The following is a 26,770-nucleotide window of genomic DNA, read 5'->3' as shown; positions in this document are numbered from 1 at the left end:
TCAGGCGGCCGCCGCTGGGCAGTCGCCTGATTCGATGCAGCTAAATATTGGGGATGCACGTTGTTCAAACCTCATCGCTTTGTACCTAAGACAGTTGCAGCGGCCGCGCTCGCCGCTCACGGCCTCGCGGCGCATGCAGCGGCACCGTTCGTGGTGCAAGACATCAAGATCGAGGGGTTGCAGCGCGTCGAAGCGGGCTCGGTGTTCGCCTACCTGCCGATCAAGCAGGGCGATACCTTCACCGACGACAAGGCATCCGAAGCAATTCGCGCGCTGTACGCGACGGGCTTTTTCAACGACGTGCGCATCGCCACGCAAGGCAACGTCGTGATCGTGCAGGTGCAGGAGCGTCCGGCCATCGCGTCGATCGACTTCACCGGCACGAAGGAATTCGACAAGGACAACCTGACGAAGGCGCTGCGCGCGGTCGGCCTGGCCGACGGTCGCTATTACGACAAGGCGCTCGTCGACAAGGCGGAACAGGAACTCAAGCGTCAGTATCTGACGCGCGGCTTCTACGCGGCCGAGGTCAAGACGACGATCACGCCGGTCGACGCGAATCGCGTGTCGATCCTGTTCGCGGTCGCCGAAGGCCCGAGCGCGAAGATCCGCCAGATCAACTTCATCGGCAACAAGGCATTCAGCACCGGCACGCTGCGCGATGAAATGCAGCTGTCGACGCCGAACTGGTTCTCCTGGTACACGAAGAACGACCTGTACTCGAAGGAAAAGCTGACGGGCGACCTCGAGGCCGTGCGCTCGTACTACCTGAACCGCGGCTATCTCGAGTTCAACATCGAGTCGACCCAGGTGTCGATCTCGCCCGACAAGAAGGACATGTACCTGACGGTCACGCTGCACGAAGGCGAGCCGTACACCGTGTCGGGCATCAAGCTGTCGGGCAACCTGCTCGATCGCGAAGCCGAACTGAACAAGCTGATCAAGATCAAGCCGGGCGATCGCTTCTCCGCTGAAAAGCTGCAGCAGACGACCAAGTCGATCGTCGACAAGCTGGGCGAATACGGCTACGCATTCGCGACCGTCAACGCACAGCCGGAAATCGACCAGGCGAACCACAAGGTGAACCTGAACCTCGTCGTCGACCCGAGCCGCCGCGTGTATGTGCGCCGCATCAACGTCGTCGGCAACACGCGTACGCGCGACGAAGTGGTGCGTCGCGAAATGCGTCAGCTCGAAAGCTCGTGGTTCGATTCGAACCGCCTCGCGCTGTCGAAGGACCGCGTGAACCGTCTCGGCTACTTCACCAACGTCGACGTGACGACGGTGCCGGTCGAAGGCACGAACGACCAGGTCGACGTGAACGTGAAGGTCGACGAAAAGCCGACCGGCGCGATCACGCTGGGCGCGGGCTTCTCGTCGACGGACAAGGTCGTGCTGTCGGCCGGCGTGTCGCAGGACAACGTGTTCGGTTCGGGCACGAGCCTGTCGGTGAACGTCAACACCGCACGCAGCTACCGTACGCTGACCGTCACGCAGGTCGATCCGTACTTCACGGTCGACGGCATCAAGCGGATCACGGACGTCTACTACCGCACGTACCAGCCGCTCTACTATTCGACGAGCTCGAGCTTCCGGATCATCAGCGCGGGCGGCGACCTGAAGTTCGGCATCCCGTTCTCGGAAGTCGACACCGTGTATTTTGGCGTCGGTCTCGAGCAGAACCGTCTCGACGTCGATTCGGCGACGCCGCAGAGCTACAAGGATTACGTGAACGAGTTCGGCCGCGTGTCGAACACCGCGCCGCTGACGGTGGCGTGGTCGCGCGACGCGCGTGACAGCGCGCTGATTCCGAGCCGCGGCTACTTCACGCAGGCGAACGTCGAGTACGGTGCGCCGATCGGCAAGATCCAGTACTACAAGGCCGACCTGCAGGCGCAGTACTACTATTCGTTCTCGCGCGGCTTCATCCTGGGCATGAACCTGCAAGGCGGTTACGGTAACGGTATCGGCAACTCGTACCCGATCTTCAAGAACTACTACGCGGGCGGTATCGGCTCCGTGCGTGGCTACGAGCCGAGCTCGCTGGGCCCGCGCGACACGACGACCAACGACCCGATCGGCGGTTCGAAGATGGTCGTGGGCAACATCGAACTGACGTTCCCGCTGCCGGGCACCGGCTACGACCGCACGCTGCGCGTGTTCACGTTCTTCGACGGCGGTAACGTGTGGGGCAACGCGCCGGGCGGCACGAGTACGGGTGCGAACGGCCTGCGTTACGGCTACGGTGTCGGTCTGGCGTGGATCTCGCCGATCGGCCCGCTCAAGCTGAGCCTCGGTTTCCCGCTGCAGAAGCACGAAGGCGACCAGTACCAGAAATTCCAGTTCCAGATCGGAACGGCGTTCTGATCGAACGCATGACAACAGCAACGAGAGGGTAATTTTGCTAACCGGTAAGTTTTCGAAACGAGTGATGTGTGCGCTGACCGTTGCGCTGGCCTTGGGCGCGGCGACGGCACATGCTCAGGACGTCGCCCGCATCGCGGCGGTCAATTCGGATCGGATCCTGCGCGAGTCCGCGCCCGCCAAGGCGGCGCAGACGAAGCTCGAAGCCGAGTTCGCGAAGCGCGACAAGGATCTGCAGGACATGGCGGCCCGTCTGAAGACGATGTCCGATTCGCTGGACAAGAACGGCGCGTCGCTGTCGGCGGCCGATCGCGCGCAGAAGCAGCGCGATCTCGCGCAGCTCGATACCGATTTCCAGCGCAAGCAGCGCGAATTTCGCGAAGACCTGAACCAGCGCCGCAACGAGGAACTCGCTGCCGTGCTGGAGCGCGCGAACAGGGTCATCAAGCAGATCGCCGAGCAGCAGAATTACGACCTGATCGTGCAGGAGGCCGTGTACGTCAGCCCGCGCATCGACATCACCGACAAGGTGCTCAAGGCGCTCGCGTCCGGCTCGACGAACTGAACGGAGCAGACGACGAATGGCATTGACGCTTGAGGAACTCGTAAAGCGGTTCGGCGGCGAGATCGCCGGCGACGCCCAGTGCAAGGTGAGCGGCCTCGCGCCGCTCGACCAGGCAGGCCCTCAGCAACTCGCGTTTCTCGCGAATCCGAAATACCTGTCGCAGGTCGAAGCGACCCGCGCCGGCGCGGTGCTGATCGCGCCGAAGGATCTCGAAAAGCTGCGCGCGGCTGCCGGTCCCCAGGAGGCCGGCCCTCGCAATTTCATCGTGACGCCGAACCCGTACGCGTACTTCGCACGCGTCGCGCAGATGTTCATCGATCTCGCCACGCCGCAGCGCGCGGCCGGCGTGCATCCGAGCGCAACGATCGATCCGGCCGCAAAGGTTGCCGCGAGCGCGGTGATCGGCCCGCACGTGACGGTCGAAGCCGGTGCGGTGATCGAGGACGGCGTGCAGCTCGACGCGAACGTGTTCATCGGCCGCGGCACGACGATCGGTGCGAATTCGCATCTGTATCCGAACGCGTCGGTGTACCACGGCTGCAAGATCGGCCCGCGCGCGATCATCCACTCGGGCGCCGTGATCGGCTCCGACGGGTTCGGCTTCGCGCCGGATTTCGTCGGCGACGGCGACGCGCGCACCGGCAGCTGGGTCAAGATCCCGCAGGTCGGCGGCGTGTCGGTCGGCCCGGACGTCGAGATCGGCGCGAACACGACGATCGATCGCGGCGCGATGGCGGACACCGTCATCGAGGAATGCGTGAAGATCGACAACCAGGTCCAGATCGGCCACAACTGCCGGATCGGCGCCTATACGGTGATCGCCGGCAGCGCGGGCATCGCGGGCAGCACGACGATCGGCCGCCACTGCATGATCGGCGGCGCGGCGGGCATTGCCGGCCACGTGACGCTCGGCGACTATGTCATCATCACCGCGAAGTCGGGCGTGTCGAAGTCGCTGCCGAAGGCCGGCATCTACACGAGCGCGTTCCCGGCCGTCGACCACGGCGAATGGAACCGGAGCGCCGCGCTCGTGCGCAACCTCGACAAGCTGCGCGACCGCATCAAGGCGCTTGAAACCGCGCTTGCCGCCCAAGGCGGCACGGACGCCTGACCCATCATGCGAGACCACGAACCGGGCACGGCCAGCGCATCCGGCCCGGTTCGCCAGACCGGGCCGCATGACGGCCCGCTTCAGCCTTTGCATCACCACCGCGCAGCACCTGCGTGAGACGAACCATCATGAGCACTGAAAAAATCAATCTCGACATCCACAAGATCCTCACGCTGCTGCCGCACCGCTATCCGATTCTGCTCGTCGATCGCGTGCTCGAACTCGAACCGCACAAAGGGATCAAAGCGCTGAAGAACGTGTCGATCAACGAACCGTTCTTCCAGGGGCATTTCCCGAAGCGGCCCGTGATGCCGGGCGTGCTGATCCTCGAGGCGCTGGCGCAGGCCGCGGCGCTGCTGACCTTCTCGGAAGAGCAGCCGAAGGATCCGGAGAACACTCTGTACTACTTCGTCGGGATCGACGGCGCGCGCTTCAAGCGACCGGTCGAGCCGGGTGACCAACTGATTCTGAACGTGACGTTCGAACGCTACATTCGCGGCATCTGGAAGTTCAAGGCGGTGGCGGAAGTGGACGGCAAGGTGGCGGCGGAAGCCGAACTGATGTGCACGGTCAAGACGACCGACGTGGCGCCCTGAGCGACGCGGCACGGACAGGCAACGCAACGCGACACATCATATCGAGAGGCAACGGCGCATGACCAGGATTCATCCCACCGCGATCGTCGAACCGGGCGCGCAGATCGACGAATCGGTCGAGATCGGCCCGTACGCGATCGTCGGTCCGAACGTCACGATCGGCGCGCGGACGACGATCGGCTCGCACAGCGTGATCGAAGGTCACACGACGCTCGGCGAGGACAACCGCATCGGCCACTACGCGTCGGTCGGTGGCCGTCCGCAGGACATGAAGTACAAGGACGAGCCGACCCGGCTCGAGATCGGCAACCGCAACACGATCCGCGAATTCACGACGATCCACACGGGCACCGTGCAGGATGTCGGCGTGACGACGCTCGGCGACGACAACTGGATCATGGCCTATGTGCACATCGGTCATGACTGCCGCGTCGGCAACAACGTGATCCTGTCGAGCAATGCGCAGATGGCCGGGCACGTCGAGATCGGCGACTGGGCGATCGTCGGCGGGATGTCGGGCGTTCACCAGTTCGTGCGCATCGGCGCGCACTCGATGCTGGGTGGCGCATCGGCGCTCGTGCAGGACGTGCCGCCGTTCGTGATCGCGGCCGGCAACAAGGCCGAGCCGCACGGCATCAACGTCGAAGGCCTGCGCCGGCGCGGTTTCTCGCCCGACGCGATTTCGGCGCTGCGCAGCGCATACCGCGTGCTGTACAAGAGCGGCCTGTCGCTCGAGGAGGCGAAGGTGCAGTTGCGCGAACTGGCGACGGCGGGCGGCGAAGGCGACGCGGCAGTCACCGCGCTCGTCGAGTTCGTCGACGCGTCGCAGCGCGGCATCATCCGCTAAGCGATGTCGCTCCCGACCAATCAGATCCGGCTCGCGATGGTGGCCGGCGAGCCGTCGGGCGACCTGCTCGCGGCCTCGCTGCTCGGCGGACTTCACGAGCGTCTGCCCGCGTCGACCCAGTATTACGGGATCGGCGGGCAGCGGATGCTCGCGCATGGCTTCGACTCGCACTGGCAGATGGACAAGCTGACGGTGCGCGGCTACGTCGAGGCACTGGGCCAGATCCCCGAGATCCTGCGGATTCGCGGCGAGCTGAAGCGCCAGCTGCTCGCGGAGCGGCCGGACGCGTTCATCGGCGTCGATGCACCCGATTTCAACTTCAACGTCGAACAGGCGGTGCGCGACGCGGGCATCCCGTCGATCCATTTCGTGTGCCCGTCGATCTGGGCATGGCGCGGCGGCCGGATCAAGAAGATCGCGAAGTCCGTTGATCACATGCTGTGCCTGTTCCCGTTCGAACCGGCGCTGCTCGACAAGGCGGGCGTCGCGTCGACGTACGTCGGCCATCCGCTTGCCGACGAGATTCCGCTCGAGCCCGACACGCACGGCGCGCGCATCGCGCTCGGGCTGCCGCCCGACGGCCCCGTGATTGCGGTGCTGCCGGGCAGCCGGCGCTCGGAGATCGGGCTGATCGGCCCGACGTTCTTCGCGGCGATGGCGCTGATGCAGCAGCGCGAGCCCGGCGTGCGGTTCGTGATGCCGGCGGCGACGCCCGCGTTGCGCGAGCTGCTGCAGCCGCTCGTCGACGCGCATCCGCAACTCGCGCTGACGATCACCGACGGCCGCTCGCAGGTCGCGATGACGGCTGCCGACGCGATCCTCGTGAAGAGCGGCACCGTCACGCTGGAAGCCGCGTTGCTGAAGAAGCCGATGGTGATCTCGTACAAGGTGCCCTGGCTGACCGGGCAGATCATGCGCCGGCAGGGTTATCTGCCGTATGTCGGCTTGCCGAACATCCTGGCGGGGCGCTTCGTCGTGCCGGAGTTGCTGCAGCATTTCGCGACGCCCGAGGCGCTTGCCGACGCGACGCTCACGCAGCTGCGCGACGATGCGAACCGCCGCACGCTGACCGAAGTCTTTACCGAAATGCATGTGTCGCTGCGGCAGAACACGGCCGCGAAGGCCGCCGAAGCGGTCGTCCGCGTACTCGAGCAACGCAAGGGGCGCGCATGACGACCGTTCGTGCATCACGCCGCCGCGCGTCGCTTGACGAGCAGGGCGGGTTCGACTTCAGCCGCCCCGGCGAGATCGTCTGCGGCGTCGATGAAGCCGGCCGCGGCCCGCTCGCGGGGCCGGTGGTCGCCGCCGCGGTGATTCTCGATCCCGCGCAGCCGATCGACGGGCTCGACGATTCGAAGGCGTTGTCCGCCAAGAAGCGCGACGCGCTGTATGAACTGATCGTCTCGCGTTCTCGCGCGTATTGCGTCGCGTCGGCGAGCGTCGACGAAATCGACACGCTCAACATCCTGCACGCGACGATGCTCGCGATGAAGCGGGCCGTCGAGGGTCTGTCGGTGCTGCCGACGCTCGCGCAGATCGACGGCAATCGCTGTCCGACGCTGATGGTGCGTGCCGAGGCGATCGTCAGCGGCGACGCGCTCGTGCCGAGCATCTCGGCCGCGTCGATCCTCGCAAAGGTCACGCGCGACCGGATGCTCGTCGATCTGCATGAACGCTTCCCGGTGTACGGCTTCAACGTGCACGCCGGGTACGGCACCGCGAAACACCTGGCCGCGCTACGCGAACACGGCCCGTGCGAAGCGCATCGGCGCTCGTTCGCGCCCGTGCGGGCGGCGCTCGATCTGGTGGCCGGTTCCCGCTCATAGCGGGCCAGCCCCTGGAAAGGGATTTTTAGTTTCGGGAACGTGCGTTGCCGGCCGCATTGCGGCGTCGCGCGTTGCTTCCACTGCGACCGGCAACGCACGTTCGCAAGCCCGTTATTAGCGGGAACAGACCCTCTGATGAAAAGCATTACTTCCCGCGACAACCCGCTGTACAAGCGCCTGAAGGCGCTCGCGGGTTCGACGTCCCAGCAGCGCCGCGGCGGCCAGGCGCTGCTCGAAGGGTTCCACCTGGCGAGCGCGTATCTCGAGACGGGCGCCACGCCCGAGCTGTGCGTCGCGACCGAAGGCGCGCTCGAGCACGCCGAGGCGCAGGCGATCATCGCGCGCATCGACGCGCAGCGGGTGGTCACGCTGCCCGATGCGCTGTTCGGGCAACTGTCGAACGTGGTCAGCGGCGTCGGTTTCCTGTTGCTCGTCGACCGGCCCGCGCAGCCGTTGCCCGAGCGCGTGACGCACACATCGGTCGTGCTCGACGGCGTGCAGGATGCCGGCAACGTCGGGTCGATCCTGCGCAGTGCGGCGGCGGCCGGCGTGCGGCACGTGTTCTGCGCGCCGGGCACCGCGTATGCATGGTCGTCGAAGGTGCTGCGCTCGGGAATGGGCGCGCATTTTCTGCTGTCGATCCACGAGGACGTCGCGCCGGACGTGCTCGCCGGGCGGCTCGACGTGCCGGTCGCGCTGACCGATTCGCACGGCGCGCAGGCGATCTACGACTGCAACCTGGCCGGGCCGGTGGCATGGGTGTTCGGTAACGAGGGTGCGGGCGTGTCGGCGTTCTGGCGCGACGCGGCCACGCATCGCGTGACGATTCCGCAGCCGGGCGGAATGGAGTCGCTGAATGTCGCGGCGGCAGCGGCGGTGTGTCTGTTCGAGCAGGTGCGGCAGCAGCGGCACGGATGACGACGTGACGCGCGGCGTGCCTGCAGGTACGCCGCAACAAACGAAAAGGCCGCGTCCGACGCGGCCTTTTTTGTTCTTCACGGCGGCCTGACGGCCGTCAGCGGGCAGGCGATCAGTACGACTGCCGGTCGAGACGGATCTCCTGCAGGATCGTCGTCGCGATCTCCTCGATCGACTTGTGCGTCGACGACAGCCACTTGATCCCTTCGCGGCGCATCATGGCTTCGGCCTCGTTGATCTCGTAGCGGCAATTCTCGGGCGCCGCGTACTTGCTGCCGGGGCGGCGCTCGTTGCGGATCTCCGACAGGCGCTGCGGATCGATCGACAGCCCGAACAGCTTCTCGCTGTACGGCGACAGCGCCGACGGCAGCTTGCCGCGCTCGAAGTCTTCCGGAATCAATGGGTAGTTGGCCGCCTTGACGCCGTACTGCATCGCGAGATACAGGCTCGTCGGCGTCTTGCCGCTGCGCGACACGCCGACCAGGATCACGTCGGCTTCCGACAGGTTGCGGTTCGACTGGCCGTCGTCGTGCGCGAGCGAAAAGTTGATCGCCTCGATCCGCGTCTTGTATTCGTCGGTATCGGCATTCTGGTGGCCGCGGCCCATCGCATGGCTCGATTTGAGCTCCAGCTCCTGTTCGAGCGGCTCGACGAAGCGCTGGAACATGTCCAGCACGAGCGCGTTCGAGCGCTTGACGATGTCGTTCGACTCGCTGTCGACGAGCGTCGTGAACACGATCGCGCGACGGCCGTCGTGCACGGCGGCGTCGTTGATCTTTTCGACGGTCGCATAGGCTTTCTCGAGCGAGTCGACGAACGGCACGCGCACGAGGCGGAATTTCTGGTCGAACTGGGAGAGGATCGAATGCGCGAAGGTTTCGGCAGTGATCCCGGTGCCGTCGGAGACGATGAAAACGGTAGGCAGCATGAATCTGGGCGTCGAGCGTGAAGGGCAGTTGCGCGGACGGCTGGAGGTTCGCCTCCAGACGCAGTGACAAGGTCGCGCCACATCCGGCAGCCGGCACGGTAGAATAGCGGCAACCTGTTGGATAAGCAATTGCGGGGGCAGGGTGCAAACGGCACCCAGGGCTTGCCGTTTGATCCAAAACTCCCGGCAAGTTCGGCGATTGGTATGAATATATCGCCTTTCTGCCGGGATTTTTGCAAATCGGGTCGGAAGCGATTCCGTCCTGCGATTGTTTATCTAACAGGTTGCGCAAGACGCGCCGCGCCTTTTTGCAAGCGCCCGCGTCCGAGCCCACTTGCGCAATCGAGCATTTTTTTCACACTTAGGGGCTTGTATGACTAACGCAGCAAACGTCGCAAAGGACCAGGCGTATGTAATCCCGTTCGAGCAGTTGCGGATGACCGATGTGGAGATCGTGGGCGGCAAGAATGCGTCGCTCGGCGAGATGATCAGCCAGCTGTCCGAGGCAGGCGTTCGCGTCCCCACCGGTTTCGCCACGACCGCGCTCGCTTTCCGCGATTTCCTCAAGCACAACGATCTGACCGATCGCATCGCCAAGCGTCTCGAGTCGCTCGACATCGACGACGTGAAGGCGCTCGCCGAAGCCGGTGCCGAAATCCGCAAGTGGATCGTCGACGCGCCGATGCAGGCACGTCTCGAGCAGGAAATCCGCGCACAGTTCGAAATCCTGAAGAGCGGCTCGCCGGGCGAGCTGTCGTTCGCCGTGCGTTCGTCCGCGACCGCGGAAGACTTGCCCGACGCATCGTTCGCCGGTCAGCAGGAGTCGTATCTGAACGTCGTCGGCATCGAGGACGTGCTCGACCGCATGAAGCACGTGTTCGCGTCGCTGTACAACGACCGCGCGATCTCGTATCGCGTGCACAAGGGCTTCACGCACGCGGAAGTCGCGCTGTCGGCCGGCGTGCAGCGCATGGTCCGCTCGGACGTCGGCGCAGCCGGCGTGATGTTCACGATCGACACCGAATCGGGCTTCAAGGACGCCGTGTTCATCACGTCGAGCTACGGCCTGGGCGAAACCGTCGTGCAGGGTGCGGTGAACCCGGACGAGTTCTACGTGTTCAAGACGACGCTCGCGCAGGACAAGTACCCGATCATCCGCCGCTCGATCGGCTCGAAGCTGATCAAGATGGAATTCACGCAGCCGGGCGAGCCGGGCCGCGTGAAGACGGTCGACGTGCCGCACGAACAGCGCAACCGCTACTCGATCACCGACGAAGACGTGATCGAGCTCGCGAAGTACGCGGTCATCATCGAGAAGCACTACCAGCGTCCGATGGACATCGAGTGGGGCAAGGACGGCCGCGACGGCAAGATCTTCATCCTTCAGGCACGTCCGGAAACGGTGAAGAGCCAGGCGAGCGGCAAGGCCGAGCAGCGCTTCAAGCTGAAGGGCCAGTCGCAGGTGCTGGCGACGGGCCGCGCGATCGGCCAGAAGATCGGCGCGGGCCCCGTGCGCGTGATCCAGGATCCGTCGGAAATGGAACGCGTGCAGCCGGGCGACGTGCTGGTGGCCGACATGACCGACCCGAACTGGGAGCCGGTGATGAAGCGTGCGTCGGCGATCGTCACGAACCGTGGCGGCCGTACCTGCCACGCGGCGATCATCGCGCGTGAGCTCGGCGTGCCGGCAGTCGTCGGCTGCGGCGACGCGACCGACATCCTGAAGGATGGCGCGCTCGTTACCGTGTCGTGCGCGGAAGGCGACGAAGGCAAGATCTACGACGGGCTGCTCGAGACGGAAGTCACGGAAGTGCAGCGCGGCGAACTGCCGGAAATCCCGGTCAAGATCATGATGAACGTCGGCAACCCGCAGCTCGCGTTCGACTTCTCGCAACTGCCGAACGGCGGTGTTGGCCTCGCGCGTCTCGAGTTCATCATCAACAACAACATCGGCGTGCACCCGAAGGCGATCCTCGAGTACCCGAACATCGACCAGGATCTGAAGAAGGCCGTCGAGAGCGTTGCGCGCGGTCATGCGTCGCCGCGCCAGTTCTACGTCGACAAGCTGACGGAAGGCGTTGCGACGATCGCCGCGGCGTTCTATCCGAAGCCCGTGATCGTGCGCCTGTCCGACTTCAAGTCGAACGAGTACAAGAAGCTGATCGGCGGTTCGCGTTACGAGCCGGACGAAGAAAACCCGATGCTGGGCTTCCGCGGCGCGTCGCGCTACATCGCCGAAGACTTCGCACAGGCGTTCGAGATGGAATGCCGCGCATTGAAGCGCGTGCGTGACGAGATGGGCCTGACCAACGTCGAGATCATGGTGCCGTTCGTGCGCACCGTGAAGCAGGCGGAACGTGTCGTCGGCCTGCTCGAGAAGTTCGGCCTGAAGCGCGGCGAGAACGGCCTGCGCCTCGTGATGATGTGCGAAGTCCCGACCAACGCGATCCTCGCCGAAGCGTTCCTCGAACACTTCGACGGTTTCTCGATCGGTTCGAACGACCTCACGCAGCTTACGCTCGGCCTCGACCGCGACTCGGGCATGGAATTGCTGGCCGCCGACTTCGACGAACGCGACCCGGCCGTCAAGTTCCTGTTGAAGCGTGCGATCGACACCTGCCGCAAGATGGGCAAGTATGTCGGGATCTGCGGCCAGGGCCCGTCCGATCACCCGGATTTCGCGGAATGGCTGACCGACGAAGGCATCGTGTCGATCTCGCTGAACCCCGACACGATCATCGATACGTGGCAGGCGCTGGCGAACCGGAAGTAACGCCCGGTCATGCCGATTCGACGAAAGGGCGGTGCTGCCGCGCTTTCGTTGAAGGCAAAATGCAAGCTTCATGCTATAAACACCCCGGTAAGCACCGGGGTGTTTTTGTTTGTCGGTATGCGTCGGGGATGTTTTTCTGGAGACCGCAATGATGTCGGGGCATCTGTTCTGGTGGATCGGGGGCGGCGTGCTGGTCGTGGCCGAATTGCTGACCGGCACGTTCTATCTGTTGATGATCGCGCTCGGCTTTCTCGCGGGCGCGTTGCTGCAGCTCGCGGGCTTCGCGCCGCATGCGCAGTTCGGCGCGGCCGCCGCGGTCGCGATCATCGCGATGGTCGTGCTGCGCCGCTCGGGGCTCGGGCGCAAGCAGAAGCGCGATACGTCGACGAATCCGGACGTCAATCTCGATATCGGCGCGACCGTCACGGTCGACGCGTGGCATGACGGCCGCGCGCGCGTGCAGTATCGCGGCGCCGACTGGGACGTCGAGCTCGCGCGCGGCGAGCGCGACGATGCGCGCGTGTATCAGGTGAGTGCCGTGCGCGGCAACTGCCTCGTCGTCGTAGCGAAACCCGCGGGCTGATCGTCCACTGATACAACAAGGAGGGAACGCTTCATGGATACGCTGGTCATCTGGGTCGTCCTGCTCGTCATCGCCATCGTGATCGTGTCGAAGACGGTGAAGATCGTGCCGCAGCAGCATGCGTGGGTGCTCGAACGTTTCGGGCGCTATCACGCGACGCTGTCGCCCGGTCTCAATATCGTGCTGCCGTTCGTCGACCGGATCGCATACCGGCACATGCTGAAGGAAATTCCGCTCGACGTACCGAGCCAGGTCTGCATCACGCGCGACAACACGCAGCTTCAGGTCGATGGCGTGCTGTACTTCCAGGTCACCGATCCGATGAAGGCGTCGTACGGGTCGAGCAACTTCGTGCTGGCGATCACGCAGCTCGCGCAGACGACGCTGCGCTCGGTGGTTGGCAAGCTCGAGCTCGACAAGACCTTCGAGGAGCGCGACTTCATCAACCACAACATCGTGTCGGCGCTCGACCAGGCCGCGGCGAACTGGGGCGTGAAGGTGCTGCGCTACGAAATCAAGGACCTGACGCCGCCGAAGGAGATCCTGCACGCGATGCAGGCGCAGATCACCGCCGAGCGCGAAAAGCGTGCGCTGATCGCCGCCTCCGAGGGCCGCAAGCAGGAGCAGATCAACCTCGCGTCGGGCGCGCGCGAGGCGGCGATCCAGAAGTCGGAAGGCGAGCGGCAGGCCGCGATCAACCAGGCGCAGGGCGAGGCGGCCGCGATTCTCGCGGTTGCCGAGGCGAACGCGCAGGCGATCCAGAAAATCGCGCTGGCGATCCAGTCGCAAGGCGGGATGGACGCCGTGAACCTGAAGGTCGCCGAGCAGTATGTCGGCGCGTTCTCGAACCTCGCGAAGCAGGGCAATACGCTGATCGTGCCGTCGAACCTGTCGGATCTGGGCACGGCGATCGCATCGGCGCTGACGATCGTGAAGAGCGCGGCACCGGCCGCGGGCGGCAAGGGCTGAGCGTGCGCCGAACGCACGGCGATCGGCTCCGGCGCCTCATACCGTAGAAAGCAACACGGCCCGCGTCGAGCGGGCCGTGTCGTTTGCGATGCAGGCTGGGCGAATCAGGTGCCGGCGCGCATGATGCGGGCCTTTTCGCGTTCCCAGTCGCGTTTCTTCTCGGTTTCACGCTTGTCGTGCAATTTCTTGCCCTTCGCGAGCGCGATGTCGCATTTTACGCGACCGCCCTTGTAGTGGAAGTTCAGCGGTACGAGCGTGTAGCCGCGCTGCTCGACCTTGCCGATCAGTTTCTTGATTTCCTCACGGTGCAGCAGCAGCTTGCGCGTGCGGACCGGATCGGGGGTGATGTGCGTCGAGGCTTCGGGCAGCGGGCTGATATGGGTACCGATCAGGAAGATCTCGGCGTTCTTGACGACGACGTAACCTTCCTTGATCTGGCCGCGGCCGGCGCGCAGCGCCTTGACTTCCCAGCCCTCCAGCACGAGCCCCGCCTCGTAGCGTTCCTCGATGTGATAATCGAAGTGCGCTTTCCTGTTGTCGATGATGCTCATGAAAGGATCGGGCCAACTCGTTTAAAATCACGATTTTAGCAAAGCGGGGCGGCAATCGCCCGGCTTGCGTTCTCACTTAAGGCGATGCCGCGCGATTTATGGCAGATGTCCAGAAAACCGTATTGATCCGCCACTCGGCGGAACAGATGTTCGACCTTGTCACCGACGTGGCCGACTACCCCAATTTCCTGCCGTGGTGCGGCGGCGTCGAAGTCCGTCGTCAGGACGACAGCGGGATGGAGGCGCGCATCGATATCAACTTCAAGGGCATCAAGCAGCATTTCGCGACGCGCAACACGCAGCAGCGTCCGACGCGGATCGACATGGAGTTCGCGGACGGCCCGTTCAAGAAGTTCACGGGTTCGTGGCGCTTCATCCCGCTGCGCGCCGATGCGTGCAAGATCGAATTCGCGCTGCACTACGAGTTCTCCAGCATCCTGCTCGAGAAGATCATCGGGCCCGTGTTCAGCCATATCGCGAACACGTTCGTCGATTCGTTCGTCAAGCGCGCCGACCAGCGCTACGGGAAGGGGTGACGTGATGCTGTCGATCGAAGTCTGCTACGCGCTGCCGGATCGCCAGACGCTGATCCCTGTGTCGCTGCCCGACGGCGCGACCGTGCGCGAGGCGATCGACGCGAGCGGCGTGCTCGCGCGGCACCCGGAGATCGATCTCGCGCATGCGAAGACCGGCGTGTTCGGCAAGCTCGCATCGCTCGACGCGCCGCTCGCCGACCACGACCGCGTCGAGATCTACCGCCCGCTGATCGTCGATCCGAAGCTCGCGCGCCAGCGGCGCGTCGACAAGACCCGTCGCGAAGGCTCCATCGAGGGCCGCAAGTGGATGCACAAGGACGCGCGCTGACGCGTGCCAATCCATCCGCCTTCTGCGCCCCGATTCATCAGACAAGACGCGCGGCCGCGCTCAGTGGGCCGCGCTGTTCGCGCTCGCGGCCGCGCCGCCGGCGTGCGTGTCGCTGTGCCGGCGCACCGATCCGTAGACGCCCGCCAGCAGCAGCGCGAGCGCCGCGATCTCGAGCGTGCGCGGCATCCGGTGATCGTAGACGAACGCGTAGAGCATCGCGAACACGGTTTCGAACACGATCAGCTGGCCCGACAGCGTGAGCGGCAACCGCTTCGACGCTGCGTTCCACAGTCCGTTGCCGAGCCACGACGCGCCGATCGCGAGCGCGAGGTTCAGCCCCCAGAACAGCTGCCAGCGCGACGCCGGGACGGCCGCCTGCACCGTGCCGGACGGCAGCGCGAGGATCGCGACCCAGCAGAGGCCGCCGATCAGCCCCGTCACGACACCCCACAGCACCGACCACTCGTTGCCGCTGAAATGATGGTGGCGCTGCAGGTAGCGCGCGTTCGCGACGGCGTACCAGGTCCAGCTCGCGAGCGCGCCGCTTGCGCACGCGATGCCGGCGAGCTTCTGGCTGAGCGTCGTCGCCTGCGCGGCTTCCGACGTGAAGAGGTCGATGTTGATGCAGACGATGCCGGCGATCACCAGCGCGAGCGGGGCGGCGAGGCGCCGCAGCGGGACCGCGCCGTGGTCGCCGAGGCCCACGAGCGTGACGGTCACGGGCAGCACGCCGATGATCAGCGACGTGGGGGCGATGCCGATCAGGTGCACGGCGGTGGACAGCAGCATGTAGTACGCGAGATTGCCGATCAGCGCGAGCGTCGCGAGCGCGACGAGATCCTCGCGGGTCAGTCGCGCGAGCAGCGAACGGGCCGCGGGCAGCGCGGCCGCCAGCGACACGAGGCCGTACATGGCATAGCGGCCGGCGCTCAGCAGCAGCGGCGAGAAATCGGTCATCAGGCGCGGAACGAGAAATACCATGCCCCACAACGCGCCCGCGAGGACGCCATACACTACACCGCGCTGCATCGACTGCTCCGAACAAAATGACTGACGAGCGCGCATCTTAACGATGCAGGCGCGACCGCGTCTTGTTCATTCCTGCACTTCTGCACTCGGGATGGAGCGGGATGCCGAGGTTGTCGCGATCCGGTCCTGTTTGCCGGCGGATCGCGGCGGGTCGGGTTGCCTGCCGGCGATCAGCGGATCAGCGCTCGACCGGTTCGGCCGTCGTCGCATCGTCACCGGCCGCGCGTGCATGCGCGGGGCGCCGCACGGTGCGCAGCTTGCCGCTGTTGCCGCCGCCGCAGAAGAACGTGTCGCGGCCGTCGGATTCCAGCCCCGACACGCCGATGCCGGGCGGCATGTCGACCTGTTCGAGTACCTGTCCCGTGTGCGGGTCGATCCGTCGCAGCTCGCTCTGGTCGGCTTCCCACGTGCCGTGCCACAGCTCGTCGTCGACCCACGTCACGCCGGTGACGAAGCGGTTCGATTCGATCGTGCGCAGCACGGCGCCCGATTGCGGATCCACCTGATGAATCTTGCGCTCGCGGTACTGGCCGACCCACAGCGTGCCTTCCGCCCACGCGAGCCCGGAATCGGCGCCGCCGCCGGGCGCGGGAATCGTCGCGAGCACGCGGCCCGAGTCCGGATCGATCTTCTCGATGCGGTCCTCGACGATCTGGAACAGGTAGCGGCCGTCGAACGCCGTGCCGGCATGCGCGGCGACGTCGAGCGTGCGTACGGTCGTGCCGCGTTCCGGATCGAGCGCGTTCAGCTTGTCGCCGGACGCGAACCATACGTGCTGCCCGTCGAACGTGACGCCGTGCACGCCGTCGCCGCCGGGGAACGGGCCGTATTCGCGAATGATGTCTGCGGTGGAGCGTTTCATGCCTGTCACCTCGTCGTTCGGTGCACCCATCCTAGTCTCCCGGCAGCGGCATAGGGAGTAACAAGGTCGTCGCGAATCCGGGCAGCGGCGGCGTCATCCAGCGGCGTGCGCGACCGCGGCCGAGTGCCTGTACCTTGCCCGCGCCGGCCAGTGCATCGAGCGCGCGCTGCACGGTGCGCTGGTTCGCGCCGAGTGCGAGCGCCAGCGCCGAGCTCGACCACGCTTCGCCGTCCGCGAGCAGCGCGAGCACGGCTGCGTGGCGGTCGTCGACCGGGCGCGCGAGCACGACGGTCTCGCGTATGCCGAGCGGCTCGAGCGCGAAGCCGTCAGGTGTCGCGGTGATGTTCGCGAACGGTCGCAGCATGGCGCGCAGCCGGCCGATCTCGACACGCAGCCGTGCGCGATGCGATTCGTCCGCGTGCTTCGCACGAAACGCCGCGGCGACGAGCGCGTGTCTCGATACGTCGGCAGGCCACGCTTCGCCCAGTGCACGGGCGAGCACGAACAGCACCGGGCGGCGGGCGAGCGACACGGTCGTGCGCGCGTCGCGCACCGTGTAACGGCATGCATCGACGATCAGCGTGTTCGATTCCAGCAGCGCCTCGACCTCGTCGAGCAGCACGAGCCGCGATGTGCCGTGCGCGATGAGTCGCGCGGCCGGCGTATCGAGCACGCGCGCGGCGGTGTCGACTTCGGCCGTCAGCGCGGCGATGCCGGCGTCGTGCGCGGCTGCGCGGGCTCGATGGAGCGCCGCGCGGGCCGCGTGCGGGCGGATGCGGCGCATCGCGATGCCGGCCGCGATCAGTTCATGGGCGGCGCGCGACGCGGCCGGCAGCGGCGCGGGATCGAGGCTCGCGAGCCGCCGCTCGGCGTCGTCGATGTGCCCGATCAGCAGCAGCCGGCGCACGCCGAGATAGCGCGCGTGTGCGGCGTTCGTGCGGTCGCCGTGCGCGTCGAGTGTCGCGCATGCGGCGTCGAGTGCGTGCGACGGCCAGCCGAGGTCGCGCGACGCCAGCGCGATCTCGGCTTCCGCGACGATGCAGCGTGCCCGCGCGACGGCTTCCTTCGCACCGAATGCGCGTGCCGCGCCGCGCACGAGCGCGCGCGCCCGTTCGAAATCGCCGAGCTGCGCCATCGCGATGCCGCGCAGTGCGAGCGCCGGCGCATCGTCGCGCAGCGCAACGCGGTTCAGCGCGCCGAGCGGGTCGCCTGCCGCGAGCGCGCGGGCTGCCGCCGTAATCAGCGAATCCATCCGAATCCCGACACAGTTGTCACTCCCTGCGATCCGATGCCCGGTCCTAATCTAACACCACGCACACGGCCCGATGTGCCGTGCCCGGATACCTGTCGGATGTCGAAAGGAGAACCCAGGATGACGAACCATCTCGCCGGAACGCGCGCCGAATGGCTGGCGGCGCGCAGGGCGCTGCTCGAGGCTGAAAAGGCGTTGACGCGGCAAAGCGACGAACTCGCGCGGCAGCGCCGGGCACTGCCGTGGGTACGTGTCGACAAGACCTACCGGTTCGACACCGAGAACGGGCAGGCGACGCTCGCCGACCTGTTCGACGGCCGCTCGCAACTGCTCGTCTATCACTTCATGTTCGGCCCCGACTACAAGGCGGGTTGCCCGTCGTGCTCGGCGCTGGCCGACGGCTTCGACGGCTTTGCGATCCATCTCGCGAACCATGACGTGACGCTTGCGGCGGTGTCGCGCGCGCCGCTCGCGAAGCTGCTCGCGTACCGGCAGCGGATGGGATGGACGTTCCCGTGGGTGTCGTCGGTCGGCAACGATTTCAACTTCGACTTCAACGTGTCGTTCACCGAAACGCAGCAGCGCACGGGCGACGTCGAATACAACTATGCGCGCGCCGCGCATGCGATGGACATGGAGCCGCCACCGGCCGCCGTCGCGCAGTTCGCGGCGACCTGCGGCACCGACGCGGCCACGTACTCGCTCGACCGGCCGGGGATGAGCGCGTTCGTGCGCGAAGAGGGTGTCGTCCACCACACGTATTCGACCTATGCGCGCGGGCTCGACGGGCTGTGGGGGATGTACCAGTGGCTCGATCGCGCGCCGCTCGGGCGCAACGAGACGGGCCCGTGGTGGCGCCGTCACGACGAGTACGCGCGCGGTTGAGCGTGGAGCGGCTACTACCACCGGGGGCGGCGATGATGCGAGCGACGAAGCCGGCTGAGACGGGCGCGACAGACGCAGGCTGGCGGGTGTTCGGCACCGTGCTCGCCGGGGTGTTCGCCGTCGCCGTGTGGGCGATGCTCGCGCAGCATGCGTCGATGGACGCGATGGGCGCGATGGGCGCGATGGGCGGCATGCCGGTGCCAGGCGGCCGGGCATTGTCGGCGGGATGGGCGAGGCCGTGCGGATGGAGCGCGGGGCGCGCTTTCGCGGCGTTTGCCGGCATGTGGGGCGCGATGACGGTGGCGATGATGCTGCCGGTGCTGGCGCCGGTGCTCTGGCGGTATCGACAGAGCATTCGTGCGATGACATCGGCCCGCGGCGCATGGCTCGTCGCGATTTCGGGCGCCGGGTACTTTTCGGTGTGGATGGCGGTTGGCGCGGCGGTGTTTCCCGCTGGCGACGCGTTGGCGGTTGCCGCGCGGCGACTGCCTTCGCTCGCGGTTGCGATGCCGTTCGCCGCCGGCGCGGTCGTGCTCGGTGCGGGTGTGCTGCAGTTTTCGGCATGGAAAGCGCGTCGGCTCGCGTGCTGTCGGCATGCGCCGGTTGCCAGATGTGCCGGGCGGCCGGGTGCCGGCGCCGCGTGGCGGCATGGCGTGCGGGCCGCGCTGCGCTGCGGCACCTGCTGCGGGAACCTGATGGTCGCGGCACTGGCGACGGGCGGGATGGATCTGCGGGTAATGGCCGCCGTGACGGTGGCGATCGCCGCCGAGCGGCTGGTACCGTCCGGCGGCGAACGCGCGGTGCGAACGATCGTCGGCGGTGCCGCGATCGGCGCCGGAATCATGATGGTCATGTGTGCGGCCGGGCTGGCTCAGGGTTAGGGCGGTTGTGCGGCGCCGCAAGGCCGGCGGATGCGTTGTCGCCAACGCCGCATGGGCCGCCGGCGGCATGAAATCGGCCCGGTGGCGGCCGGTTGTGCGAATGGGGCGACGCCGGGGTGAAACGAAAGACGATCGAAAACGAACCGAACGGCGATCCGAACGATTCGGCCCCCGAACACTGGAAAACGGCTAACCCGTTGTTCGTGTTGTGAAAATTCGCAGCGCTTCGCGTATAATTCGCTTTTGCGCCCATAGGATTTGCCATGCGTCTGATCCAAAAAGCACTCACTTTCGATGACGTGCTCCTCGTTCCCGCCTTTTCCGACGTTCTCCCGCGCGACACCAGCCTGAAAACCAAGCTGACCCGCAACATCTCCCTGAACATGCCGCTCGTGTCCGCCGCGATGGACACGGTCACCGAAGGTCGCCTCGCGATCGCGATGGCGCAGCAGGGCGGTGTGGGTATCGTCCACAAGAACCTCACGCCGGCCGAGCAGGCCCGCGAGGTCGCGAAGGTCAAGCGTTTCGAATCGGGCGTCGTCCGCGACCCGATCACGGTCCCGCCGCAGATGAAGGTGCGCGACGTGATCGCGCTGTCGCGCCAGCATGGCATCTCGGGCTTCCCGGTCGTCGAAGGCCCGCAGCTCGTCGGTATCGTCACGAACCGCGACCTGCGTTTCGAAACGCGTCTCGACGAACCCATCAGGTCGATCATGACGCCGCGCGATCGTCTCGTCACGGTCAAGGAAGGCACGCCGCTCGCCGAAGCGAAGGCGCTGATGCATAGCCACCGCCTCGAGCGCGTGCTGGTCGTCAACGAGGCGTTCGAACTGCGCGGCCTGATGACCGTCAAGGACATCACCAAGCAAACCGAGCACCCGGACGCGTGCAAGGACGAACACGGCAAGCTGCGCGCAGGCGCGGCAGTCGGCGTCGGCCCCGACAACGAAGAGCGTGTCGAGCTGCTCGTGCAGGCAGGCGTCGACGTGATCGTCGTCGACACCGCGCACGGCCACAGCAAGGGCGTGCTCGAGCGCGTGCGCTGGGTCAAGCAGAACTTCCCGCACGTCGAAGTGATCGGCGGCAACATCGCAACGGCCGCCGCCGCGAAGGCGCTCGTCGAATACGGCGCGGACGCGGTCAAGGTCGGTATCGGCCCGGGCTCGATCTGCACGACGCGGATCGTCGCGGGCGTCGGCGTGCCGCAGATCAGCGCGATCGCGAACGTTTCGGAAGCGCTGAAGGGCACCGGCGTGCCGTGCATCGCCGACGGCGGCGTGCGTTTCTCGGGCGACGTGTCGAAGGCTCTCGCGGCCGGCGCGAACGCGGTGATGATGGGCAGCATGCTCGCGGGCACCGAAGAGGCGCCGGGCGACGTGTTCCTGTACCAGGGCCGTCAATACAAGTCGTACCGCGGCATGGGTTCGGTCGGCGCGATGAAGGACGGCGCGGCAGACCGCTACTTCCAGGACAACTCCGCGAACATCGACAAGCTCGTGCCGGAAGGCATCGAAGGCCGCGTCGCCTACAAGGGCTCGGTCAACGCGATCCTGTTCCAGCTGGTCGGTGGCGTGCGCGCGAGCATGGGCTACTGCGGCTGCAAGACGATCGACGAGCTGCACGACAAGGCCGAATTCGTCCAGATCACCGCGGCGGGCATGCGCGAGTCGCACGTGCACGACGTGCAGATCACGAAGGAAGCACCGAACTACCACGTGGACTGATTGCCGATGAAACCGCTGCTGCGAGCCGTGCTGATCATCGATGCCGTGCTGCTGCTGGCGTTCGGCGTGCTGTTCGTGCTGACGCCCTGGCAGGCGCTTTTCAACGCGCTGCAGCTCGCGAACATCCAGCCGGCGATGCTTGGCCAGGCGTTCGGCATCGCGCTGCTCGGGCTCGCGTGGCTCGCGTTTCACGCGGCGGTCAACGGCGAACTCACGGCGCCGGTCGCGCGGGCGGTCGGCCATGTGAACTGGCTGATCGGCGTGCTGACGGTCGTGTGGTCGATCGGCACCGGTAACGGTCCCGCGCTCGCTGCTGCCGGCAGGGTGCTGTCGGCGGTGGCCGGCGTCGCGCTGATCGTGCTCGGCCTCGGCGGCGTGCGGCTCGCATCGGCCGTGCGCCGGCGCGAGAAAACGCAGGCGCTCGAGGCGCGGGTCGCGAAGGGGCCGGTCGAGCCGGCGCCTGTGCCGCAGCGTGTCGAGCCGGTCGTCAGCCGTCCCGAGGCGCCTGCGGCGCCGGCCGCGTCAGGCACGTCGGCCGCATCCGATCGCGCGTCAGGCAGCGTCGCATTCGACGCGCGCCCGCCGTCGCAGGATTGACCTGCGATGCGTCGCGCGAGCCGCCTGCCGCCCGACGCCGCTGTCCATGCTTTTGACGCAGCGCTTCATGCGCTGCTTTTCTTATTCTCTTCATCCCGTCCGCAGCCATGCACGACAAAATCCTGATTCTCGACTTCGGTTCGCAAGTCACCCAACTGATCGCGCGCCGCGTGCGCGAAGCGCACGTCTACTGCGAGATCCACCCGAACGACGTGTCCGACGACTTCGTCCGCGAGTTCGCGCCGAAGGCGGTGATCCTGTCGGGCAGCCACGCGAGCACGTACGAAGACCATCAACTGCGCGCGCCGCAGGCCGTGTGGGATCTCGGCGTGCCGGTGCTCGGCATTTGCTACGGCATGCAGACGATGGCCGTGCAGCTCGGCGGCAAGGTCGAGTGGAGTGATCATCGCGAGTTCGGCTACGCGGAAATGCGTGCGCACGGCCATACGCGCCTGCTCGACGGCATCGAGGATTTCACGACGGACGAAGGCCACGGCATGCTGAAGGTCTGGATGAGCCACGGCGACAAGGTTGCCGAGCTGCCGCCGGGCTTCGCGCTGATGGCGTCGACGCCGAGCTGCCCGATCGCCGGCATGGCCGACGAGGCGCGCGGCTACTACGCGGTGCAGTTCCACCCGGAAGTCACGCACACGGTGAAGGGCCGCCAGATCATCGAACGCTTCGTGTTGAAGATCGCCGGCGCGAAGCCCGACTGGATCATGAAGAACCACATCGAGGAAGCCGTCGCGAAGATTCGCGAGCAGGTCGGTGACGAGGAAGTGATTCTCGGCCTGTCCGGCGGTGTCGACTCGAGCGTGGCCGCCGCGCTGATCCACCGCGCGATCGGCGACCAGCTGACCTGCGTGTTCGTCGATCATGGCCTGCTGCGCCTGAACGAAGGCAAGATGGTGCTCGACATGTTCGAGGGCCGCCTGCATGCGAAGGTCGTGCACGTGGACGCATCCGAGCAGTTCCTCGGCCACCTGGCCGGCGTGACCGATCCGGAAGCGAAGCGCAAGATCATCGGCCGCGAATTCGTCGAGGTGTTCCAGGCCGAGGCGCAGAAGCTGTCGAAGGCGAAGTGGCTCGCACAGGGCACGATCTATCCGGACGTCGTCGAATCGGGTGGCACGAAGACGAAGAAGGCGACGACGATCAAGAGCCACCACAACGTCGGCGGCCTGCCGGAAACGCTCGGCCTGAAGCTGCTCGAGCCGCTGCGCGACCTGTTCAAGGACGAAGTGCGCGAACTCGGCGTCGCGCTCGGCCTGCCGCCGGAGATGGTGTACCGCCATCCGTTCCCGGGCCCGGGCCTCGGCGTGCGGATTCTCGGCGAAGTGAAGCGCGAATACGCGGATCTGCTGCGCCGTGCCGACGCGATCTTCATCGAGGAACTGCGCGGCACGACCGCCACCGCACAGGATGCGGCAGCGGGCCTGTGCGGCGAGGCCGACGTCGGCAAGACCTGGTACGACCTGACGAGCCAGGCGTTCGCGGTGTTCCTGCCGGTGAAGTCGGTCGGCGTGATGGGCGATGGCCGTACGTACGACTACGTGACGTCGCTGCGCGCGGTGCAGACCACCGACTTCATGACCGCGCACTGGGCGCACCTGCCGTACGCGCTGCTCGGCCGTGCGTCGAACCGGATCATCAACGAGGTGCGCGGGATCAACCGTGTGGTGTACGACATCTCGGGGAAGCCGCCGGCGACGATCGAGTGGGAGTGAATTGACGTCCTTCGAAAGCTATCGCCAACTATCGAAAAACTGCCGTAACGTATTGATTTTAAAGTAAATACGTCACGGTACTTATCGGTGGCTATCGCCAGCCAGCAAAATAAGTTGGCGGTAGAGCTGACGGTAGAAATCGAGGTCGGATTAAGACATTCTCGTTCACTATTCAGACTTTTACCGTCTTTGACGGTAAAAGTCTTCTCGGGAAAGCTTGTTTTGCGTGGCTTTCCGGGCATCAACAGGTCTTCCGATCCCTGACGGTAAAACCTGACGGTAAAGCCGTCAAAATACCGGAGGAAACCTCGATGCTCACTGACGCTGCACTACGCAATCTCAAGCCTAAGTCCAAGATTTATAAGGCTTCTGACCGGGACGGGATGTATGTGACGGTATCGACCAGCGGTACTATCACCTTCCGCTACGATTACCGGCTCAACGGTCGCCGCGAAACGCTAACCCTCGGACGCTATGGCCCTGACGGTATTTCGCTGGCGATGGCGCGCGAACTACTCCTGGACGCACGCAAAGCAGTTCTCAAGGGCACATCGCCCGCGCTTGAAAAGCAGCGCGAGAAACGCCGTGTCCAGGCCATCGAGACTTTCGGTACGGCGATGGACGCATGGTTCACCAATGCGAGGTTGGCCGACAGCACCCGCGCCATGCGCAAGCACATCATCGACCGGGACATCCTGCCGGTTTTCCGCAATCGCCTGCTGACCGAAATCCAACCCGAAGACCTGCGTGCCTTGTGCAACAAGGTCAAGGAACGGGGGGCGCCTGCTACGGCGGTACAGATTCGGGACATCGTGAAGCAGGTTTATGTCTATGCCATCGCCCACGGCGAAAAGGTGGGCAACCCTGCCAACAGCGTAGGCGCGGCGTCGATCGCTACCTTCGTGCCGAAGGATCGCGCCTTGTCTCCACTGGAAATTCGGCTGATGGCGCAGCAGATGGAATCGGTGGCGACCTATCCGACCATCAAGCTGGCGCTGAGCCTGATCCTGCTGACGCTGGTGCGCAAGAGCGAACTGATCCAGGCCACTTGGGATGAGGTCGATTTCGAGAACAAGACCTGGACGATCCCGAAGCAGCGGATGAAGGGGCGCAACCCGCACGTGGTTTATCTGTCGCGCCAAGCACTCGACATCTTCGTGACGCTGCACGCCTGCGCGGCCGGCTCAAGGTTCGTCTTTCCCTCTCGTTACGACGCCGAGCGGTTCATGTCCAATGCGACCTTGAATCGGGTCACTCAGCTTATCGCGGAGGCGGCAAAGACCAAGGGGCTGCCGCTGCAGCCGTTCACCGTCCACGACCTGCGCCGTACCGGCTCGACGTTGTTGAACGAAATCGGCTTCAACCGCGACTGGATCGAGAAATGCCTGGCGCACGAGGACGGCCGTTCCTCACGCTCGGTCTACAACAAGGCTGAGTACGCCGAGCAGCGGCGTCACATGCTGCAAGAGTGGGCCAACCTAGTCGATGCTTGGGGTGGCGGGCAGACCTACGTGCCAACGCTGTTGCCGAAGAACGTGGTCGTGCCGGCATTGAGCGCGGTGGCCTGATCGGATGAGAGGCCGCTACGCGGCTTCATTCCTCACTCGAACCCGCCCGAACAGGGCGGGTTTTTCGTTGGTGGACATCGGGCTTCGAGACGCGGCCGCGAGGTGCTTGCTTGCGCTGCTCGATCCAAGCTTCCACTTCGGCCAAGTCCCAGACGACGCAGCGCGGCGTGAGATAGAAGCGGCGCGGGAACTCCCCGCGGCGCTCCATTTCGTAGATCGTCGTCTCAGCCAGGGGGACAATCAGCCGCAGTTCCTGACGGCGGATGGTGCGCCGGAAGGGAAGGGGGCTGAGTCTCGGGAATTGTGGCAGCTCCTCGTAGGCTTCGGTCCCCGGCAAGGGGAGCGCGTTGGATGTTCGCGATAGCTGTTCCACGTCGGACTCCATGAGTACGCTGCATGGAGACATGGTGAATTTCAGTACCTATCCGGACAACTCACTGTGGCGTAGTGCAGCGCACTCAACGACCGTTGCTCAGGCGACGAAGCAAGGTGCGGCCAGTGATAAGTCCAAGGTGCAGCCGGAACGTGCTGTGATCTTCATCCGAAAGGCCGGGATGCGACCCGTCGGTGTGAAGCATCTTGAACAGTCCATTCAAGTAGTTCTTCCCGTCGCTGGTCCACTCGTTCCTGTCGACCGACAGAAATCCGCGCTCCGCTAGCCAAGCGCGCCGGTTTTCGCTGGAAGCCAGCGCGGCGGCCTTCTGCGGATCAATGTGCAAGGCGATGTCGGTTAGCAAGCCTTCCAGAAATGTGCGAATCTGACTGTTCGCTGCCGCCCAGTCGCCGCGTGCGTGCGCGTCGATGGCTTGGTCGAGATGCCCCAACGGTACAGTGAATCCGAACTGCTTCAACAGTTGGTGAACCTCATCATCGGCCGCAGGAAGGTCCACTTCGCCAGGCAACGCCGCGCGCAGTAATGGCGTTCGTTCATCCTCATCCCACGAGACAATGTAGCCGTCGAGCGCCAGCCCTCGCAGAAGACGCTCCTGCTCGGCCTTCGCATACTGCGGCACAACCACTCCAACGGCTTCGCGTACCGCAGCTTCAGCCAGAGCCACAGGTCCGTCCAAGGTGCTGACGATCTGCGTTGCGCGCTGGTTGACGAGGCGTGCCAGTACGGCGCTTTTCGCAGTCACGCTCTTTGCCGGTCCCTGCGGGATTTCGTCGTCCAGCCCTAACCGCACCACGAGTTGATCGAACTTTGCCTGCGTCAACATTTCTGCAAGAAACTCTACCGCGGCGATGATGGTGGGGCGAGTAAATGGATGAGCTTTCATTCCTGCCTACGTCCTTTCGTTGTTGTAGGGCCGGCAACGGTGTGTATCGCCGCTGCCGGCTCCTTGCTATGCA

Annotated in this window: 26 protein-coding genes; 19 read left to right on the top strand and 7 right to left on the bottom strand. The window is 65.5% G+C overall.

Annotation, left to right across the window (positions count from 1 at the left end; translation table 11 throughout):
• Positions 1-60 precede the first annotated feature (60 nt).
• The 8 genes from bamA (at position 61) to BME24068_RS14455 (ending at position 8,227) form a co-directional block, all read left to right on the top strand.
• On the top strand, positions 61-2,367 hold the full coding sequence (bamA, locus tag BME24068_RS14490) for an outer membrane protein assembly factor BamA (protein ID WP_096503351.1): 2,307 nt from the start codon (positions 61-63) through the stop codon (positions 2,365-2,367).
• A 64-nt stretch (positions 2,368-2,431) separates the two neighbouring features.
• Positions 2,432-2,929: an OmpH/Skp family outer membrane protein gene (locus BME24068_RS14485; RefSeq protein ID WP_172441892.1), complete on the top strand. Its 498-nt coding sequence runs from the start codon at positions 2,432-2,434 to the stop codon at positions 2,927-2,929.
• 16 nt (positions 2,930-2,945) lie between these two features.
• Complete coding sequence (gene lpxD, locus BME24068_RS14480; RefSeq protein WP_096503347.1) at positions 2,946-4,040, top strand: UDP-3-O-(3-hydroxymyristoyl)glucosamine N-acyltransferase; 1,095 nt, start codon at positions 2,946-2,948, stop codon at positions 4,038-4,040.
• 128 nt (positions 4,041-4,168) lie between these two features.
• Positions 4,169-4,636 carry a 3-hydroxyacyl-ACP dehydratase FabZ gene (fabZ, locus tag BME24068_RS14475; protein WP_021159112.1) on the top strand — a complete coding sequence of 156 codons (468 nt, stop codon included), beginning with the start codon at positions 4,169-4,171 and terminating at the stop codon, positions 4,634-4,636.
• A gap of 58 nt (positions 4,637-4,694) precedes the next feature.
• Positions 4,695-5,483 (top strand): acyl-ACP--UDP-N-acetylglucosamine O-acyltransferase, encoded by a 789-nt coding sequence (gene lpxA / locus BME24068_RS14470; protein WP_096503345.1) that lies wholly within the window; start codon positions 4,695-4,697, stop codon positions 5,481-5,483.
• Between the two features lie 3 nt (positions 5,484-5,486).
• Positions 5,487-6,656 (top strand): lipid-A-disaccharide synthase, encoded by a 1,170-nt coding sequence (gene lpxB, locus BME24068_RS14465; RefSeq protein ID WP_096503343.1) that lies wholly within the window; start codon positions 5,487-5,489, stop codon positions 6,654-6,656.
• Positions 6,653-7,309 (top strand): ribonuclease HII, encoded by a 657-nt coding sequence (rnhB, locus tag BME24068_RS14460; RefSeq protein WP_174926503.1) that lies wholly within the window; start codon positions 6,653-6,655, stop codon positions 7,307-7,309. Before lpxB ends, rnhB begins: the two co-directional genes overlap by 4 nt.
• Positions 7,310-7,444: 135 nt before the next feature.
• Positions 7,445-8,227, top strand: coding sequence for a TrmH family RNA methyltransferase (locus BME24068_RS14455; protein ID WP_174926502.1), 783 nt, complete (start codon positions 7,445-7,447; stop codon positions 8,225-8,227).
• 112 nt (positions 8,228-8,339) lie between these two features.
• On the opposite strand, the gene ppsR is transcribed toward BME24068_RS14455, so the two are convergent.
• Positions 8,340-9,155, bottom strand: a complete 816-nt coding sequence (gene ppsR / locus BME24068_RS14450) for a posphoenolpyruvate synthetase regulatory kinase/phosphorylase PpsR (RefSeq protein ID WP_096503337.1) — start codon at positions 9,153-9,155, stop codon at positions 8,340-8,342.
• Between the two features lie 373 nt (positions 9,156-9,528).
• Between ppsR and ppsA the strand changes: the two genes are divergently transcribed.
• From ppsA to BME24068_RS14435, 3 genes are all read left to right on the top strand, one after another.
• Positions 9,529-11,928: a phosphoenolpyruvate synthase gene (gene ppsA / locus BME24068_RS14445; protein ID WP_174926501.1), complete on the top strand. Its 2,400-nt coding sequence runs from the start codon at positions 9,529-9,531 to the stop codon at positions 11,926-11,928.
• 148 nt (positions 11,929-12,076) lie between these two features.
• Complete coding sequence (locus tag BME24068_RS14440) at positions 12,077-12,511, top strand: NfeD family protein (RefSeq protein ID WP_096503331.1); 435 nt, start codon at positions 12,077-12,079, stop codon at positions 12,509-12,511.
• A 33-nt stretch (positions 12,512-12,544) separates the two neighbouring features.
• A complete protein-coding gene (locus BME24068_RS14435; protein WP_174926500.1) occupies positions 12,545-13,480 on the top strand; it encodes an SPFH domain-containing protein in 936 nt (311 codons plus the stop codon).
• Positions 13,481-13,584: 104 nt separating this feature from the next.
• Here BME24068_RS14435 and smpB read toward each other — a convergent pair whose 3' ends face one another.
• Positions 13,585-14,031, bottom strand: coding sequence for an SsrA-binding protein SmpB (smpB, locus tag BME24068_RS14430; RefSeq protein ID WP_006758548.1), 447 nt, complete (start codon positions 14,029-14,031; stop codon positions 13,585-13,587).
• A 98-nt stretch (positions 14,032-14,129) separates the two neighbouring features.
• Here smpB and BME24068_RS14425 point away from each other — a divergent pair, with 98 nt between their 5' ends.
• Together BME24068_RS14425 and BME24068_RS14420 are read left to right on the top strand one after the other, a co-directional pair.
• A complete protein-coding gene (locus BME24068_RS14425) occupies positions 14,130-14,567 on the top strand; it encodes a type II toxin-antitoxin system RatA family toxin (protein ID WP_014896752.1) in 438 nt (145 codons plus the stop codon).
• Positions 14,568-14,571: 4 nt separating this feature from the next.
• The gene (locus tag BME24068_RS14420; RefSeq protein WP_174926521.1) at positions 14,572-14,895 is read left to right on the top strand and encodes an RnfH family protein; all 324 of its coding nucleotides are present in this window, start codon (positions 14,572-14,574) and stop codon (positions 14,893-14,895) included.
• 60 nt (positions 14,896-14,955) lie between these two features.
• Here the strand turns inward: BME24068_RS14420 and BME24068_RS14415 are convergent, their stop codons facing one another.
• The 3 genes from BME24068_RS14415 to BME24068_RS14405 form a co-directional block, all read right to left on the bottom strand.
• Positions 14,956-15,924, bottom strand: coding sequence for a DMT family transporter (locus tag BME24068_RS14415; protein ID WP_096503323.1), 969 nt, complete (start codon positions 15,922-15,924; stop codon positions 14,956-14,958).
• Positions 15,925-16,102: 178 nt separating this feature from the next.
• On the bottom strand, positions 16,103-16,786 hold the full coding sequence (locus tag BME24068_RS14410; protein ID WP_174926499.1) for a Vgb family protein: 684 nt from the start codon (positions 16,784-16,786) through the stop codon (positions 16,103-16,105).
• A gap of 31 nt (positions 16,787-16,817) precedes the next feature.
• Entirely contained in the window at positions 16,818-18,038 is a 1,221-nt protein-coding gene (locus BME24068_RS14405) for a helix-turn-helix domain-containing protein (protein WP_174926498.1), read from the bottom strand.
• Positions 18,039-18,158: 120 nt separating this feature from the next.
• Between BME24068_RS14405 and BME24068_RS14400 the strand changes: the two genes are divergently transcribed.
• The 6 genes from BME24068_RS14400 (at position 18,159) to BME24068_RS14375 (ending at position 25,420) form a co-directional block, all read left to right on the top strand.
• Positions 18,159-18,923, top strand: a complete 765-nt coding sequence (locus BME24068_RS14400) for a DUF899 domain-containing protein (RefSeq protein WP_174926497.1) — start codon at positions 18,159-18,161, stop codon at positions 18,921-18,923.
• 32 nt (positions 18,924-18,955) lie between these two features.
• Positions 18,956-19,804: a DUF2182 domain-containing protein gene (locus BME24068_RS14395; protein ID WP_174926496.1), complete on the top strand. Its 849-nt coding sequence runs from the start codon at positions 18,956-18,958 to the stop codon at positions 19,802-19,804.
• Between the two features lie 263 nt (positions 19,805-20,067).
• Positions 20,068-21,528, top strand: coding sequence for an IMP dehydrogenase (guaB, locus tag BME24068_RS14390; RefSeq protein WP_096503315.1), 1,461 nt, complete (start codon positions 20,068-20,070; stop codon positions 21,526-21,528).
• 6 nt (positions 21,529-21,534) lie between these two features.
• Positions 21,535-22,125, top strand: coding sequence for a hypothetical protein (locus tag BME24068_RS14385; protein WP_096503313.1), 591 nt, complete (start codon positions 21,535-21,537; stop codon positions 22,123-22,125).
• 107 nt (positions 22,126-22,232) lie between these two features.
• The gene (gene guaA, locus BME24068_RS14380) at positions 22,233-23,852 is read left to right on the top strand and encodes a glutamine-hydrolyzing GMP synthase (RefSeq protein ID WP_174926495.1); all 1,620 of its coding nucleotides are present in this window, start codon (positions 22,233-22,235) and stop codon (positions 23,850-23,852) included.
• Positions 23,853-24,163: 311 nt separating this feature from the next.
• Complete coding sequence (locus tag BME24068_RS14375; protein ID WP_174926494.1) at positions 24,164-25,420, top strand: tyrosine-type recombinase/integrase; 1,257 nt, start codon at positions 24,164-24,166, stop codon at positions 25,418-25,420.
• A gap of 25 nt (positions 25,421-25,445) precedes the next feature.
• Here the strand turns inward: BME24068_RS14375 and BME24068_RS14370 are convergent, their stop codons facing one another.
• Positions 25,446-25,805: a helix-turn-helix transcriptional regulator gene (locus tag BME24068_RS14370; RefSeq protein ID WP_174926493.1), complete on the bottom strand. Its 360-nt coding sequence runs from the start codon at positions 25,803-25,805 to the stop codon at positions 25,446-25,448.
• 73 nt (positions 25,806-25,878) lie between these two features.
• Positions 25,879-26,697 (bottom strand): hypothetical protein, encoded by an 819-nt coding sequence (locus BME24068_RS14365; protein WP_174926492.1) that lies wholly within the window; start codon positions 26,695-26,697, stop codon positions 25,879-25,881.
• Between the last annotated feature and the right edge of the window lie 73 nt (positions 26,698-26,770).

The organism is Burkholderia anthina (assembly GCF_902498995.1).
Taxonomy (GTDB): domain Bacteria; phylum Pseudomonadota; class Gammaproteobacteria; order Burkholderiales; family Burkholderiaceae; genus Burkholderia; species Burkholderia anthina.
The sequence above is the reverse complement of the archived record's forward strand: the minus strand, read 5'-3'. Positions and strand labels throughout refer to the sequence as shown.